We start from the raw sequence: 14,311 nt of genomic DNA on the forward strand, positions 1-14,311 counted from the left end.
CAGGCGACATGCGGCGACCCTGCAACAGACGGGCCGGCAAAGCGCCGAAACAACTCTTCACAGGTCAGGCGCCGGCCCGGCGCAGGGCCCGCGGCGGCGCCAATACGTTGCTCCACAACTTCTTTTCAGCAAAAACCGGCCGTCTTCAGGTAGTTATAGGCCTGGATGATCTGCCGCAACCGGTCTTCAAGCGAACGGTCGCCGCCGTTGGCATCCGGATGATGCCGTTTGACGAGAAGTTTGTACCGAGCCTTGATTTCCGCCTTGTCGGCGTTCTCGTCAAGCCCCAGCGTGTCGAAGGCCTTCTGTTGCAGCGGCGTCAGGCGCCGGCGCCCCGGCGAAACAGTTTCGCCTCCCGCACCGCGAACGCCGGACCGGAACAGGCCGAAGGGATCCTCGATGTCCGCGCCGTCGTGACGGCCGGGACGGGCCCGTCCGGAGCGCTGTCCGTTCGGATCCGGCCCCTCGCCGCCAGCCCGGTTGACCCCCATCTTCCACGTCGGCCGGTGCCCGGTGGCGGCGTCCTTCTGGTAGTCGGCGATCGCGTCATCCGGCAGGCCGGCAAAATAGTTGTAGGACTTGTTGTATTCCCGCACATGGTCGATGCAGAAATTGAAATACTGGCCCTCGCGTCCCCGGCCCTTCGGCGCGCGGAATCCGCCGCTCGCCGAGCAGCCCTGCCACTCGCAGCCGGCATGGATCTCGCGTGCGGCCCGCTCCATATCGGGTTTGACGCGGATCCTGTCGAAGAGTTTTGAATCAAGCTTCATGGTCGGCGAAGTATGGTGCGGCGCGATGTCCTCGGCAAGCCGCCGCGGACATCGCAGAGGGAAATTCCGTCCCAGAGGGAACGGAGCGGCAAAGCCCGTCGGGATCTTCGCCGCCCGGGCGGCATCAGGGAGTGATCCATGCCGGGTGGCTTCAGGCTTTGCGGCGTCGGGCCGATCCCCGCCGGCGATGCATCGCCGGCGGTCCGGCCGCAACGAGATGGAGAGGAAGACGATGACAACGAGACGCGAACGCATCAGTGCCGCGCTGCAGAAGGCCTTCAGCCCCGAGAGCCTCGAGGTGATCGACGAATCGCATCACCATGAAGGCCATGGCGGCTGGTCGGAGAGCGGCGAAACCCATTTCCGTATCCGCATCAAATCGGCGGCCTTCGACGGCAAGTCCCGCCTCAGCCAGCATCGTCTGGTCAATGACGTCTTGAAGGATGAACTTCAGGGCGGCCTGCACGCGCTCGCCATCGAGGCCCAGGGCAGTGGGGTAAATGGCAGCGGAGCGAACAGCAGCGCGTCCTGACGAGCCGTCAGGGCAGCCCGCCCGCAGTGCTATGCATATGGTGACGGCAATGCCGGGCGGCAACCGATCCGGCAACGATGGCAGAAGGCGATCAGGAGGACCGCGGGCCGGTCACGACGCGGCGCCGTCCTGACCGATCATCGCATCGCGCAGCTTTTCCAGCGCCCTCACTTCGATCTGGCGGACGCGCTCCTTGGAAATGCCCATCATCACGCCGACCTCTTCCAGCGTCGCCGCGTCTTCCGCAAGGCGGCGCACCTCCACGATCCGCCGCTCGCGGTCGGAGAGCGTTTCCAGCGCCACCGCCAGACGGTGGCTAAGCACTTCGCCGTCGATCGAATCCTGCGCCAGTTGGTCGGGCAGCGGCGCGTCGCTGATCAGCAGGTCCATCCGCTCGACCCCGTTGTCCTCGTCGTCGGACACGGGCGCGTTCAGGGAGGCATCGGGCGCCGACAGGCGGCTCGCCATCACGGTCACGTCGGCCTTGCTCACCCCGATGGCCTGGGCGATCTGCCGGTAGACCTCGTCGTCGGTGGCGGCCTGATCGTTGCGAAGGATTTTGGCGCGAAGGGCGCGCAGGTTGAAAAACAGCGCCTTCTGCGCCGAGGAGGTTCCGCCGCGCACGATCGACCAGTTCCGCAGCACGAAGTCCTGCATCGAGGCACGAATCCACCAGCTCGCGTAGGTCGAGAACCGGACCTCGCGGGCCGGATCGAAGCGGGACGCCGCCTCCAGAAGGCCGACGTGCCCTTCCTGGATGAGATCGGACAGCGGGAAGCCGTAGTGGCGAAAACGTCCGGCCGTCGAAATCACCAGCCGCATATGTGCCTGGGTGATGGCATGGAGCGCGCTCTGGTCGTGAAGGTCCCGCCATCGCTCGGCGAGTTCACGTTCCTCGTCTCGCTCCAGATAGGGAGCGGCCCGCGCCGCCCGCATGATCCAAGCACTGTCCGGATCGAAGCGCCCCATGGTCGCGTCCTCCTTTGTGCCTCTTGCCGGGACCGTCCCGGCAGCCATGGCCAACATTCCCGCCATACGCGCATTGCTGGCCGGTTCGCCAATGCGCATCAACAGCCTGATAGGGACAAGACCTGATCAAGACATAAGTCTTCGCCCTGGCTTCTGCTACGTGTTTCTACGGTTCGGCGATCAGTTTGGTTCATGTTGGCCGAAAAGATTCACTCATTTTTGCGTGATCGGGAAAAATCTCCCGCCGATTGATTCCGCATCGGGGCCAAATTGCACCCTGTGGTCGAATCGATCCAGCCGGATGACCCAACCCGGACGTGGCGCCACCGGTTCGCGGCCGGCGCGGGACGGAGCATCGAAGCTGATGTAGCATGCGGGGCAGCGCCGGGCGGCGGACCGATGGCAGCGTTGCCCGGCAAGGTTCATCCGTGAAGAACGAGGCAGATCATGGACTTTACCGGCATCAGCTATCTTGCGGTCGTCCTTGCTGCGGTGGCCGGCTTTGCGGTCGGCGCGCTCTGGTACGGCCTGCTGTTCGGCAGGGCCTGGATGACCGCGCTCGGCAAGAGCCGCGAGGATCTTGGCGGCGGCGCGCGGCCATTCGTCACATCGATCATCGCCAATCTGGTCATGGCCTGGCTGTTGGCCGGCCTCATCGGGCATATCGGCCCCGTCGACCCGGTCTCGGGCCTGATCACGGCCTTTTTCGTCTGGCTCGCCTTCATCGCGACGACGATGACGGTCAACTACGCCTTCCAGGGCGCTCGCCCCGCACTGCTTCTCATCGATGCCGGCCACTGGCTGGCCGTTCTCCTCGTCATGGGTCTCGTCATCGGCCTCGTCGGCGCTTGAAATCGCCCTCTCCGGCGAACACCTGCGAGAGGTACGTAGCGCGCGCCAACGCTACGAAAGTGCGAGTTTTCACCAGTGGACGATGATGCTGCACCTGCGCATAATGCCGTCCGACAACGGTTCAACGAGTTTGCGCCCGACCGGTCCCACCGGAACGGACGCGAGAAGAAAAAAGCCGGGAGGACATAGATGACGGACGCGGTAATCCCCGTTCCGGCCGTGATGGCCGACAACGCCTACGTGAACAACGAAGCCTATCTCGCCATGTACAAGCACTCGGTCGAGGACCCGGATGGCTTCTGGGGCGAGGTCGGCAAGAGGCTTGACTGGATCAAGCCCTATACCAAGGTCAAGAACACCAGCTACGACCCGCACAACGTCTCGATCAAATGGTTCGAGGACGGCGTGCTGAACGTCTCCGCCAACTGCGTCGACCGGCATCTGGCGACGAAAAGCGACCAGGTCGCCATCATCTGGGAAGGCGACAATCCGGCTGAATCGAAGTCGATCACCTATCGCGAGCTCTACGAGAACGTCTGCAAGTTCGCCAACGTCCTGAAGGCGCACGGCGTCAAGAAGGGCGACCGGGTCACCATCTACCTGCCGATGATCCCCGAGGCGGCCTATGCGATGCTCGCCTGCGCCCGCGTCGGCGCCATCCACTCCATCGTCTTCGCCGGCTTTTCTCCCGACAGCCTCGCGGGCCGCGTCGAGGACTGCGATTCCAAGATCATCCTGACCGCCGACGAGGGCCTGCGCGGCGGACGCAAGGTTCCGCTCAAGACCAACGTCGACGCGGCGCTGGAAAAAGTCTCGGGCGTGACGTCGGTGATCGTCGTCAAGCGCACCGGCGGCGACGTCCCGATGACCGACGGCCGCGACTATTTCTATGACGCCGAGGCAGCCAAGGTCTCCGCCGACTGCCCGGTCGAGCCGATGAACGCGGAAGACCCGCTCTTCATCCTCTATACCTCCGGGTCCACCGGCAAGCCAAAGGGCGTGCTGCATACGACGGGCGGCTATCTCGTCTACGCCTCGATGACCCACCAGTATGTCTTCGACTACCATGACGGCGACGTCTACTGGTGCACGGCCGACGTCGGCTGGGTCACCGGCCACAGCTACATCGTCTACGGTCCGCTCGCCAACGGCGCGACGACGCTGATGTTCGAGGGCGTGCCGAACTATCCCTCGCCGGCGCGCTGCTGGGAGGTGATCGACAAGCACAACGTCAACATCTTCTACACCGCCCCGACGGCGATCCGCGCCCTGATGGGCGCCGGCGACGAGCATGTGACCAAGACGTCGCGCAAGTCGCTGAAGCTGCTGGGGTCTGTCGGCGAACCGATCAATCCCGAAGCCTGGATGTGGTACTACAACGTCGTCGGCGAGAAGCGCTGCCCGATCGTCGATACCTGGTGGCAGACGGAGACCGGCGGCATCCTGATCACCCCGCTTCCGGGCGCGACGATCCTGAAGCCGGGCTCCGCAACGCGTCCCTTCTTCGGCGTCGAGCCGGCGATCGTCGACGCGGAAGGCGGCATCCTTGAGGGCGCGACCGAGGGCAACCTCGTCATCACCACCTCCTGGCCGGGCCAGATGCGCACGATCTATGGCGATCACGAGCGCTTCGTGCAGACCTATTTCACCACCTACAAGGGCTACTATTTCACCGGTGACGGCTGCCGGCGCGACGCGGACGGCTACTACTGGATCACCGGCCGCGTCGACGACGTCATCAACGTCTCCGGCCACCGCATGGGCACGGCCGAGGTCGAGTCCGCGCTGGTTGCCCACCCGAAGGTCTCCGAGGCCGCCGTCGTCGGCTACCCGCATGACCTCAAGGGCCAGGGCATCTACTGCTACGTGACGCTGATGGACGGCGAGGAGCCGACCGACGATCTCAAGAAGGAACTCAGGAACTGGGTCCGCAGCGAGATCGGGCCGATTGCCTCGCCGGATCTGATCCAGTTCGCGCCCGGCCTGCCGAAGACGCGCTCGGGCAAGATCATGCGTCGTATCCTCAGGAAGATCGCCGAGGACGAGTTCGGCTCGCTCGGCGATACCTCGACGCTCGCCGACCCCGGCGTCGTCAACGACCTCATCGACAACCGCCAGAACCGCAAGGCAAGCTGAGTTCTGCCGCGGTTGACGTGAAAGACAAGCCCCGGAACCGCTCGGTTTCGGGGCTTTTTCATTGAGCGGAGGAGATAGCGCGCGAGGGGATGTCACCCGGATCGTCTGCGCGGTAGCCAGCGCCTACTGGCTTTCGACATCACCCTGAAGCTCCAGCGCGCAACTCGCCGACGACTGCGCCACGACCTCCTGATCCTCTTTCGAGACGAAGCGCTTCGTCCAGTAATCGGTGCTGTCCAGCTTGCCGGCAACGCAGCCGCAGTGCGCCTCGCAGAAGGCGGCCTCGCCGCCCATGTCCTTGCAGGACGTGACACAGGAGCCGACGAAGGCCGAACGCTGCGCGGCTTCGTTCGGCGGGATCACCATCGCCGCAAGGTCGGTCAGGCCGAAGAGCAACGGCTGGTGGATCAGATAGATGATCAGCGAATGCCGGCCGGCGAAGACCAGTCCCCGGCCGAGCCGGCCTTTCGCCACGAATGCCGCGAGGTGCTGCGTCCAGCCGCGATCGACCATGATCCGCCCGAGCGCGATGCCGCCAAGCACCGCCCCGAACCAGGGAAAGAGCGGCACGAAGTCGTTGGCCGGCCGTACCCAGTTCGCAAGCCCGGTCCACCAGACGGCGAAGCCCGCATCGCCCGGCACCGACACGGCAAGCGGCAACGCAAGAGCGATGGCGGCGGCAATGACGGTCAGGGCAACGGGAAGACGGACGAAGGCAAGGCCGAGGACACTCGCGACCGCGATATTGTGGAGGATGCCGAAATAGATGAAGGCATCGGGAAAGACGAAGTAGGTGACCAGCGTGATCGCCGCCGCCGAGAGGGCAATCTGGCCGAACCGGATGAGGAAGGGCCTCAGCCGAAAGCCGCGTCGATGCGCCAGAACCAGCGAAATACCGACGAGGATGAGGAAGGACGAGGCAATTGCCTGTGCATAGTGGTGCCAGGCCGGCTCGGACGCGACATTGACGTTGATGAAGCCGAAATAGGACAGGTCCCAGGCAAAATGATAGCTCGCCATCGCGAGGATCGCGAACGCGCGGGCGATATCCAGAAGATCGATCCGCCGTGATTTGCCCTGTTCCGCCGCCGTCCGGTCCATGGCCTCGGCCATACGCGTCTCCCTGAACTGGTCTTTCTCGCCACCACGTGGCCGATCAACTATCGCTAGCGCATTTCAACGGGCGCTCATATCAAATCCCTATGACCGCGACCGCTCCACGCCTGACCTCCGGGACCGACACCCTCCCGCCAAGCGGTTCGCCGACAGGAAGACCATGAACGACGATCCTGCCATTTTCGAGGGGGAAAGCGAGGGGCTTGCCTGGCGCCGCATTGCCGGGCGTGGCAGCCGCACGCTTGCCGTCGTCTTTTCGCAGGTTCGTGTCCCGAAGGGAAAATTCGGCCTTTCACGGCTCTTCGCACGCACCGCCCACCACGGCCTGTTCCTCAACGACCTGACGGGCGGTTGGTATCGCGATCAGGAGCGGGTCATCGATGAAGCGGTGGACGACGCCATCAAGACCCTGAAACCGGACCGCATCGTCTACTACGGCAGCTCCATGGGCGGTTGGGGTGCGCTCGTGACCGCCCTTCGGCGCGGCGACGGCAAGGCCGTTGTCTTCGCGCCCGATCTTTTGGTCGGAGAGCCGGGCAGCCGCAGCGCCATGGCCGGACTGTCGCCGCATCCGGACGAGGCTTCCCTCACAAAGTTGGTCGCAACAGGCAGCAAGCATCACCGCCATGATCTGGTCTTCGGTCTCTTCGACGCCTACGACGCGGGAACGGCGGCAAGCCTTGCGGCACTCGACCACCCGTCCATCAATCTCGTCCCCGTCGCCTCGACCCACGAGGTCCACGATCACCTCTATTCGATCAACGTCATCCGCCGCGTGATTTCCACCTTCGACCGGGCAATCGAAACGGAAATCGCCTCGAAAGGCCTGCTGATCGAAAATCCGGACTGGCCGCAGCTCGCCCGGCTTGGCGCCCTCGCCCGGCAGATGGCTTCCGGCGAACGGGTCACGTCCATCGAGATCGAGGCTCTTGGCCTTTCCGGCAATCCCGGCGCAATGGAGCTGGCCGCCCGCGCCGACCTGCTCTCAGGCGATACAAGCCGCGCAATCCACCGCCTGGAAAAACTCGTCCGCCGCCTGCACGACGAACCGGACTACGCCACCATTACCAAGCGCTCCAAGAAGGCACCGGCCCTGATGCTGCTGGACCTGTTGCGGCGTGAAGGCCGCGAAAAAGACATGGCCGCGCTCACCCAGGAATTGGCGCTCCGCTACCCGGAAGACGGGCGTTTCGGTCCGGTCTCTTCGTGACTACGGCGGAAACGCCAATGGCCGGTCCCCTTCGGAACCGGCCATCGGATTCACGTGAAATATGTAGCTTGCGTACAAGTCACCGCGTCAGGTCGTAGGAGTAGTCCGTCTCGCCCGGGATGATCGTGTCGTCGTCGTAGATGTCGAAGAACTTGTCGAGCATCGCCGTCAGCACGCGCAGGCCGCCCTGATAGCCCCACAGCGGGAAACGGTGGTGATGGTGACGGTCGAACACCGGGAAGGTCATGCGCAGCAGCGGCGTGCCGGTGTCGCGCTCCAGATACTTCCCGTAGGAGTTGCCGATCAGGAGGTCGACCTTCTCGGTGAAGAGCAGCGAGCGCATGTGCCAGAGGTCCTTGCCGGCCCACACATGGCAGTTCTTGCCGAAGGGCGAGGTTTCCAGCATCGCCTTCATTTCCTCTTCCCACGCCTTGGACCCGTTGGTGGCAAGGCAGTGGATCGGCTCGCCGCCGGTCTCCAGGATGAAGCGGGCCATTGCGTGCACGAAATCCGGATCGCCATAGACCGCGTATTTCTTGCCATGCAGATAAGCCTGGCTGTCGGCCATGGCGTCGACGAGGCGGCCGCGCTCCATGCGGATCGCTTCCGGGATCGCCTTGCCGGAAAGCGCGGACACCTTCATCAGCAGTTCGTCCGTGGCGCGGATGCCCATCGGATAGTGGAAGGAGGCGGTCTCCTGTCCCTTCTCCGCCACGTATTCCAGCGTCTTGCGGGTGTTCCAGTGCTGCAGCGACAGCGTCGCCTTGGCATTGAGGCCGGCAGCGACGTCCTCCAGCTTGGTGCCGCCGTCATACATGCGGAACTCGCCGTCGGAGGGTGTGTCGAACTGGTCGGAGGCATCGCCGAGGATCGTGTAGTCGACGCCCATCATGTCGAGCAGCCGCTTCAGTTCCCGGTTGTTGCCGACGCAATAGCCGTCGAAGCCTGGAATGATGTTGATCGAGGCGCCTTCGCTGCGTTCCTTGTCCTTCCAGAAATTCTCCAGGATACCCTTGACCATGTTGTCGTAGCCGTCGACATGGCTGCCGACGAAGGCCGGCGTGTGGGCGAACGGAACGTCGAACTCCTGCGGCACCGAGCCCTTGTCCTTGGCTGTCTGGATGAAGGACTGCAGGTCGTCCCCGATCACTTCCGCCATGCAGGTCGTTGAGACGGCCACCATCTTCGGCGCGTAGAGCGAATAGGTGTTGGCAAGGCCGTCGACCATGTTGTTGAGACCGCCGAAGACCGCCGCGTCTTCCGTCATCGAGGAGGAGACTGCCGAGCAGGGCTCCTTGAAGTGACGCGACAGATGCGAGCGATAGTAGGCGACACAGCCCTGAGAGCCGTGCACGAAGCTCATGGTCTTTTCAAAGCCGGCGGACGCGAAGACCGCGCCGAGCGGCTGGCAGGCCTTGGCCGGATTGACGACGAGCGCCTCGCGGGAAAGGTTCTTTTCCCGATATTCCCAGCTCTTGGCGTATTCGGTCTGCTCCGCGATCTTCTCATCGCCGACGCCGCACTCGAAGAGCGCTTTCTTGGCGGCGAGCATTTCCTTGTATTCAGGCTCCCGGAACAGGGGGGCGTGGTCGAGAACGTTGTCTGCTGACTGCGGCATGACTGGTCACCTCTCTCACCCGGGCCGCGCCATACGGCGGCACTGTCGGGGGTTGGTAAGGTTCGGTGCACGAAGGGCCACGATGGGCCAGTGCGAAGGTCGCCGTGGGGCGTGAGCGCCCCACGGAAAGTGTCTGAAAAGCCGGATTACTCGGCGGCCGCCTGATATTCGGGTTCTTCCACCCAGGGCGCATCGAACAGATCCCAGACGGGATTGTTGATGGCGAGATCCATGTCGCGGGCGAAGATCGCGAAGCCGTCGTAGCCGTGATAGGGGCCGGAATAGTCCCAGGAGTGCATCTGACGGAACGGGATGCCCATCTTCTGCACCGGGTATTTTTCCTTGATGCCCGAGCCGACGAGGTCGGGACGCACCTTCTCGATGAACTTCTCAAGCTCGTAGCCGGTGACGTCGTCGTAGATCAGCGTGCCCTTCTTCACATAGTGCCCGGTGCGCTGATAGTCGTCGTTGTGGCCGAACTCGTAGCCCGTGCCGGCGATCTCCATACCGAGATCCTCGTAGGCCGTGATGACGTGCCGGGGGCGCAGGCCGCCGACATAGAGCATCACCGTCTTGCCTTCGAGGCGCGGACGGAACTTCGCCACTACCTCGTCGACGAGAGGCTGGTACTTGGCGATGACGGCTTCGGCCTTTTCCTCGATCTCGGGCCCGAAATGCTTGGCGATCTTGCGAAGCGAGGCGGCGATCTGCGAGGGGCCGAAGAAGTTGTACTCCATCCAGGCAACGCCGTATTTCTCTTCCATGTGGCGGCAGATGTAGTTCATCGACCGGTAGCAGTGGATGAGGTTGAGGCGCGCCTTGGGCGCACGTTCGATCTCTGCAAGCGTCGCGTCACCCGACCAGTTGCCGACGACCCGCAGGCCCATTTCCTCAAGCAGGATGCGCGAGGCCCAGGCGTCGCCGCCGATGTTGTAGTCGCCGATGACGTTGACGTCATAGGGACCGGTTTCCCAGTCGCTTTCCTTCTTGTCGAACACCCAGTCGCGGATGGAATCGTTGGCGATGTGGTGGCCGAGCGACTGCGAGACGCCGCGAAAGCCTTCGCAGCGGACCGGAACGATGGTCGTCTCGTGCTCCTTGGCCTTCTTCTTGGCGACCGCTTCGATGTCGTCGCCGATGAGGCCGATCGGGCATTCGGACTGGATCGTCACGCCATTGGCGAGCGGGAACAGCTCCTCGATCTCGTCGATGACTTTTTCCAGCTTCTTGTCGCCGCCGAACACGATGTCACGCTCCTGGAAGTCGGAGGTGAACTGCATCGTGACGAACGAGTCGATGCCCGTCTGGCCGATGTAGTAATTGCGGCGCTGGGACCAGGAATACTGGCCGCAGCCGACGGGGCCGTGGCTGATGTGGACCATGTCCTTGACCGGGCCCCACACCACGCCCTTGGAACCGGCGTAGGCGCAGCCGCGGATCGTCATCACGCCGGGAACCGACTTGATGTTGGATTTCACGTCGCATTCGGTGAGGACGGCGCCTTCTTCGCCAACCTCGGCCTCCGCCGCCTCGCCTTCGACGCCCTTGGCGACCGAGAGGTGCTTCTTGCGACGCTTGGCGAACTTGTCGGGATATTGTGACAGCACGTCCTCAATGAGTTTTTCATTGAATTCGCCGTCGTTTTCGTAATCGAGGCTCATGGTGACCTCCAGTCGTTCGGGCAAGGAGCCACCTTTGCCGCAGGCACCTGCCTGCGCGCATGGAAGCTCGATCCGGTGTTACGAAACGGGTTTGTCGGTTCGCCGCATGCCGCCGGGGTCAAGGCCCGGCGCCATGCTTGGCGAAAGGGTCGGCTCAGTTCGCCGCGGCGGCCTTGGCGGCCTCCTTGGCGGCAAGCTCGGCCAGCATCTGCTCGTCGGTCTTCATGATGCCGAAGTCGAGCAGCATGTCTTCCAGCTCTTCCATCGTGATCGGGGTCGGGATGGTGCCCTTGCCGGAATTGTCATGGATCTTCTGGGCGAGCTGGCGATATTCCTGCGCCTGCTGGCAGTCCGGCGAATACTCGATCACCGTCTGCTTGCGCAGTTCGGCATGCTGCACGATGTTGTCGCGCGGCACGAAGTGGACAAGCTTGGAGTTCAGCCGCTTGGCCAGGGCTTCGGCGAGATCGAGCTCGCGGTCGGTCTGGCGCTCGTTGCAGATGAGCCCGCCGAGGCGCACGCCGCCGGAGTTGGCATATTTCAGGATGCCCTTGGCGATGTTGTTGGCGGCATAGAGCGCCATCATCTCGCCGGACATGACGATGTAGATTTCCTGCGCCTTGTTCTCGCGGATCGGCATGGCGAAGCCGCCGCAGACCACGTCGCCGAGCACGTCGTAGGAAACGTAGTCGACGTCGTCATAGGCGCCGTTCTCCTCCAGGAAATTGATGGAGGTGATGACGCCGCGGCCGGCGCAGCCGACGCCCGGCTCCGGGCCGCCGGATTCAACGCACTTGATGCCCTTGTAGCCGATCTTCAGCACGTCCTCGAGTTCCAGATCCTCCACCGAGCCCTGCTCGGCGGCAAGGCTCAGAACGGTGTCCTGGGCCTTGGAATTGAGGATGAGGCGCGTCGAATCGGCCTTCGGATCGCAGCCGACGATGAGAATCTTCTGGCCGAGATCGACCAGCGCGGCGAGCGTGTTCTGGGAGGTGGTGGACTTGCCGATGCCACCCTTCCCGTAGAATGCGATCTGTCGCAGACCTGCCATTGTTTGGTCCCTTTCCCTTGCGGTTGGGCCCCCCTCTGGAATGGGCCCGAAAACTCGTGGCGGCAGGAACACCGCCTCGGCGCCACCCAATTTTCAAGGACCGTGCCAAACACTCGACATCAGAAATTATATAATTTAATCAATGCATTAATTGGAATTCCCGACCACCCATCGACACAACGAAACCCTGTCGCGACATCGACAATTCATGACAACCCTTGTCGCAAGGCCCCGGCGCCGTCATCTTCGCTGCACCGCCGCAAGGCTCTTCCCTCCGCTAGCGCCAGCCCGTAGCATGGCCAAAGCAAGATCGGGCAGGTTGCCCGATTTGCCCCGCCGCCCCTTCCAGCACTCCTCCCCCGGGAAAAGGCCATGAGCGAGTACCTCCTCCACTGCTTCATCGAGAGCGGCAACGCCTACAAGGCGGCCCTGATGCTGGAACTTTCAGGCGCCGACTGGGAGGCGCGACCGGTCGCCTATTTCGACGGGATCACACGGACCGCGGAGTGGCGCGAGAGCCTCAACGAGATGGGCGAGGCGCCGGTGCTCGAACATCACGGCAAGCGCCTCAGCCAGTCTGGCGTGATCCTCGATTATCTGAGCCAGCAGACAGGCAGGTTCGGTCCCGAGAGCGAGGATGAGAAGCGCGAAATCTGGCGCTGGATCCTCTTCGACAATCACAAGTTCACCAGCTACTACGCAACGCTCCGCTTCATGTTCGGCATCCAGAAGTCCGGCGACACGCCGGTGACCGAGTTTCTGCGCACCCGCGCACGCGGCGCCTATGCCGTCGTCGACAAGCATCTGGAGACGCGCGATTTCCTGCTCGGATCGCGGCCGACCATCGCCGACCTTTCGCTGGCCGGCTATGTCTTCTACAAGGAGGAGACCGGCATAGACCGGGCGGCCGAGTTTCCCAATGTCGAGGCTTGGGCCGCACGCATCGCGGCGCTGCCCGGCTGGAAAGCCCCGGCCGACCTGATGCCCCCAGCCGCCTAGAACACCGCCGCCTAGAACACCCGGCCTTTCATCACCATTTTTTATCTCGCCAGTTCTTTGTCCGGAAATCGATACCGACCTCTCGGCCCCCGATTTTGAAAAAGGCCATCATGACGAGAAACATTCTGCTTTTCGGCGATTCCAATACTTACGGCACCGTCCCGATGGTGGACTGGAATGACGCCCGCCGCCATTCGCCGTCCGTCCGCTGGCCGGGCATTGCCCAACTCAACCTCGGGCCCGACTGGCGCCTGATCGAGGAGGGCCTGCCGGGGCGCACCAGCGTCCACGACGACCCGATCGAGGGCGAGGACAGGAACGGCCGGCGCATGCTCCTTGGCCTTATCGCCAGCCACCGTCCGCTCGATGCCGTGGTCATCATGCTCGGCACCAACGACTTCAAGAGCCGCTTCTCCCTCACGGCCGAGGATGTCGCCGGCGGCCTTGGCGTTCTGGCAGGCATGGTGCGGACGTCCGCCAGCCCCGGCATGGTGCCCCCGAAGGTGCTGCTGGTCTCGCCGCCGCCGATCCGCGCCGTCGGTTGCCTGACACCCTTCTTCACCGGCGGACACGAGAAAAGCCGGCGCCTTGCCCCGCTGCTCGCCGCCGTCGCCCGCGCCAACGGAGCGCATTTCCTCGACGCCGGTACGGTCTGCGAAATGAGCCCGGTCGAGGGGATCCATATGGAGGCCGAAGCGCACAAGCACCTCGGCCTTGCCATCGCCGCGGAATTGAGGGCGATGTTCTGAAATTCGCCAAAGGACGACTGACCATGATTCGCGCCATCCGCATCCTGCCCGCCGGCAGCTTTTCCGGCGACCCTGCCGATACGCTCTATCTGGAGCGCGACGACCGCCATCGCCGTCGTCTGGTGATGCGTTGCACCGGCGGCACGGCCTTTCTGCTCGACCTGCCGGAAGCCAAGGTGATGAAGCAGGGCGACGGCCTGGAGCTGGAGGATGGCCGCGTCATCCTCGTCACCGCCAAGCCCGAGCGTCTTCTGGAAATCACCGCCGACGACACGGCCCATCTCATCCGCCTTGCCTGGCACCTCGGCAATCGTCACCTGCCGACCCAGCTTGCCGGCGACCGGCTGCTGATCCGCGAGGATCATGTCATCGAGGATATGGCGCTGAAGCTTGGCGCCAAGGTCGCCCACGTTCAAAAGCCCTTTGATCCCGAAGGCGGCGCCTATGGCCATGGCGAGGTGCTGGGACACGATCACGGACATGATCACCGGCACGGCCACGACGATCACCACGGGCACGATCATGATCATCATGATCACGGCCACGCCCATGCACACGATCACAGCCATTCGCACGATCACGACCATGAGCATGGCGCGGACTGCGGCTGTGGCCATGATCATCATCGCCACCACGACCACTGACGCC

At 63.6% G+C, this 14,311-nt stretch carries 13 protein-coding genes; 7 read left to right on the forward strand and 6 right to left on the reverse strand.

Translation table 11 applies throughout. The annotated features are described in order from the left end of the window. Positions 1-125: 125 nt before the first annotated feature. Positions 126-770 carry a J domain-containing protein gene (locus tag HDIA_RS21815; RefSeq protein WP_099558070.1) on the reverse strand — a complete coding sequence of 215 codons (645 nt, stop codon included), beginning with the start codon at positions 768-770 and terminating at the stop codon, positions 126-128. A 232-nt stretch (positions 771-1,002) separates the two neighbouring features. Between HDIA_RS21815 and HDIA_RS21820 the strand changes: the two genes are divergently transcribed. After that, positions 1,003-1,302, forward strand: coding sequence for a BolA family protein (locus HDIA_RS21820; protein WP_099559085.1), 300 nt, complete (start codon positions 1,003-1,005; stop codon positions 1,300-1,302). Positions 1,303-1,413: 111 nt separating this feature from the next. Here HDIA_RS21820 and HDIA_RS21825 read toward each other — a convergent pair whose 3' ends face one another. Further along, the gene (locus HDIA_RS21825; RefSeq protein WP_099558071.1) at positions 1,414-2,271 is read right to left on the reverse strand and encodes an RNA polymerase factor sigma-32; all 858 of its coding nucleotides are present in this window, start codon (positions 2,269-2,271) and stop codon (positions 1,414-1,416) included. A 447-nt stretch (positions 2,272-2,718) separates the two neighbouring features. Here HDIA_RS21825 and HDIA_RS21830 point away from each other — a divergent pair, with 447 nt between their 5' ends. Both HDIA_RS21830 and acs read left to right on the forward strand, forming a co-directional pair. Beyond that, complete coding sequence (locus tag HDIA_RS21830) at positions 2,719-3,123, forward strand: DUF1761 domain-containing protein (protein WP_099558072.1); 405 nt, start codon at positions 2,719-2,721, stop codon at positions 3,121-3,123. Positions 3,124-3,312: 189 nt separating this feature from the next. Then, entirely contained in the window at positions 3,313-5,259 is a 1,947-nt protein-coding gene (gene acs, locus HDIA_RS21835; protein WP_099558073.1) for an acetate--CoA ligase, read from the forward strand. A 123-nt stretch (positions 5,260-5,382) separates the two neighbouring features. On the opposite strand, the gene HDIA_RS21840 is transcribed toward acs, so the two are convergent. After that, positions 5,383-6,372, reverse strand: coding sequence for an acetyltransferase domain-containing protein (locus HDIA_RS21840; protein ID WP_099558074.1), 990 nt, complete (start codon positions 6,370-6,372; stop codon positions 5,383-5,385). Between the two features lie 163 nt (positions 6,373-6,535). On the opposite strand from HDIA_RS21840, the gene HDIA_RS21845 reads away from it, so the two are divergent. Next, positions 6,536-7,585 carry a helix-turn-helix domain-containing protein gene (locus HDIA_RS21845; RefSeq protein ID WP_099558075.1) on the forward strand — a complete coding sequence of 350 codons (1,050 nt, stop codon included), beginning with the start codon at positions 6,536-6,538 and terminating at the stop codon, positions 7,583-7,585. Positions 7,586-7,664: 79 nt separating this feature from the next. Here HDIA_RS21845 and nifK read toward each other — a convergent pair whose 3' ends face one another. The 3 genes from nifK to nifH all read right to left on the reverse strand — a co-directional run bounded on the left by nifK (position 7,665) and on the right by nifH (position 11,915). Next, complete coding sequence (gene nifK, locus HDIA_RS21850) at positions 7,665-9,203, reverse strand: nitrogenase molybdenum-iron protein subunit beta (RefSeq protein ID WP_099558076.1); 1,539 nt, start codon at positions 9,201-9,203, stop codon at positions 7,665-7,667. 146 nt (positions 9,204-9,349) lie between these two features. Next, a complete protein-coding gene (nifD, locus tag HDIA_RS21855; RefSeq protein WP_099558077.1) occupies positions 9,350-10,864 on the reverse strand; it encodes a nitrogenase molybdenum-iron protein alpha chain in 1,515 nt (504 codons plus the stop codon). A 154-nt stretch (positions 10,865-11,018) separates the two neighbouring features. Continuing rightward, on the reverse strand, positions 11,019-11,915 hold the full coding sequence (gene nifH / locus HDIA_RS21860) for a nitrogenase iron protein (RefSeq protein WP_099558078.1): 897 nt from the start codon (positions 11,913-11,915) through the stop codon (positions 11,019-11,021). A 372-nt stretch (positions 11,916-12,287) separates the two neighbouring features. Between nifH and HDIA_RS21865 the strand changes: the two genes are divergently transcribed. From HDIA_RS21865 to HDIA_RS21875, 3 genes are all read left to right on the forward strand, one after another. Continuing rightward, the gene (locus tag HDIA_RS21865; RefSeq protein WP_099558079.1) at positions 12,288-12,914 is read left to right on the forward strand and encodes a glutathione S-transferase family protein; all 627 of its coding nucleotides are present in this window, start codon (positions 12,288-12,290) and stop codon (positions 12,912-12,914) included. Between the two features lie 110 nt (positions 12,915-13,024). After that, positions 13,025-13,663, forward strand: coding sequence for an SGNH/GDSL hydrolase family protein (locus HDIA_RS21870; RefSeq protein ID WP_157775778.1), 639 nt, complete (start codon positions 13,025-13,027; stop codon positions 13,661-13,663). Between the two features lie 23 nt (positions 13,664-13,686). Next, positions 13,687-14,307: an urease accessory protein UreE gene (locus tag HDIA_RS21875; protein WP_099558081.1), complete on the forward strand. Its 621-nt coding sequence runs from the start codon at positions 13,687-13,689 to the stop codon at positions 14,305-14,307. Positions 14,308-14,311: the final 4 nt, after the last annotated feature.

Origin of the sequence: Hartmannibacter diazotrophicus (assembly GCF_900231165.1) — a bacterium.
GTDB classification, from domain to species: domain Bacteria; phylum Pseudomonadota; class Alphaproteobacteria; order Rhizobiales; family Pleomorphomonadaceae; genus Hartmannibacter; species Hartmannibacter diazotrophicus.

What these genes read in the sequence shown, in the direction of transcription:
- HDIA_RS21865 (WP_099558079.1), top strand. Translation starts at nt 12,288, where the DNA reads ATGAGCGAGTACCTCCTCCACTGCTTCATCGAGAGCGGCAACGCCTAC.
- HDIA_RS21815 (WP_099558070.1), bottom strand. Translation starts at nt 770, where the DNA reads ATGAAGCTTGATTCAAAACTCTTCGACAGGATCCGCGTCAAACCCGAT.
- acs (WP_099558073.1), top strand. Translation starts at nt 3,313, where the DNA reads ATGACGGACGCGGTAATCCCCGTTCCGGCCGTGATGGCCGACAACGCC.
- nifH (WP_099558078.1), bottom strand. Translation starts at nt 11,915, where the DNA reads ATGGCAGGTCTGCGACAGATCGCATTCTACGGGAAGGGTGGCATCGGC.
- HDIA_RS21845 (WP_099558075.1), top strand. Translation starts at nt 6,536, where the DNA reads ATGAACGACGATCCTGCCATTTTCGAGGGGGAAAGCGAGGGGCTTGCC.
- HDIA_RS21840 (WP_099558074.1), bottom strand. Translation starts at nt 6,372, where the DNA reads ATGGCCGAGGCCATGGACCGGACGGCGGCGGAACAGGGCAAATCACGG.
- nifK (WP_099558076.1), bottom strand. Translation starts at nt 9,203, where the DNA reads ATGCCGCAGTCAGCAGACAACGTTCTCGACCACGCCCCCCTGTTCCGG.
- HDIA_RS21825 (WP_099558071.1), bottom strand. Translation starts at nt 2,271, where the DNA reads ATGGGGCGCTTCGATCCGGACAGTGCTTGGATCATGCGGGCGGCGCGG.
- HDIA_RS21875 (WP_099558081.1), top strand. Translation starts at nt 13,687, where the DNA reads ATGATTCGCGCCATCCGCATCCTGCCCGCCGGCAGCTTTTCCGGCGAC.
- HDIA_RS21830 (WP_099558072.1), top strand. Translation starts at nt 2,719, where the DNA reads ATGGACTTTACCGGCATCAGCTATCTTGCGGTCGTCCTTGCTGCGGTG.
- HDIA_RS21870 (WP_157775778.1), top strand. Translation starts at nt 13,025, where the DNA reads ATGACGAGAAACATTCTGCTTTTCGGCGATTCCAATACTTACGGCACC.
- HDIA_RS21820 (WP_099559085.1), top strand. Translation starts at nt 1,003, where the DNA reads ATGACAACGAGACGCGAACGCATCAGTGCCGCGCTGCAGAAGGCCTTC.
- nifD (WP_099558077.1), bottom strand. Translation starts at nt 10,864, where the DNA reads ATGAGCCTCGATTACGAAAACGACGGCGAATTCAATGAAAAACTCATT.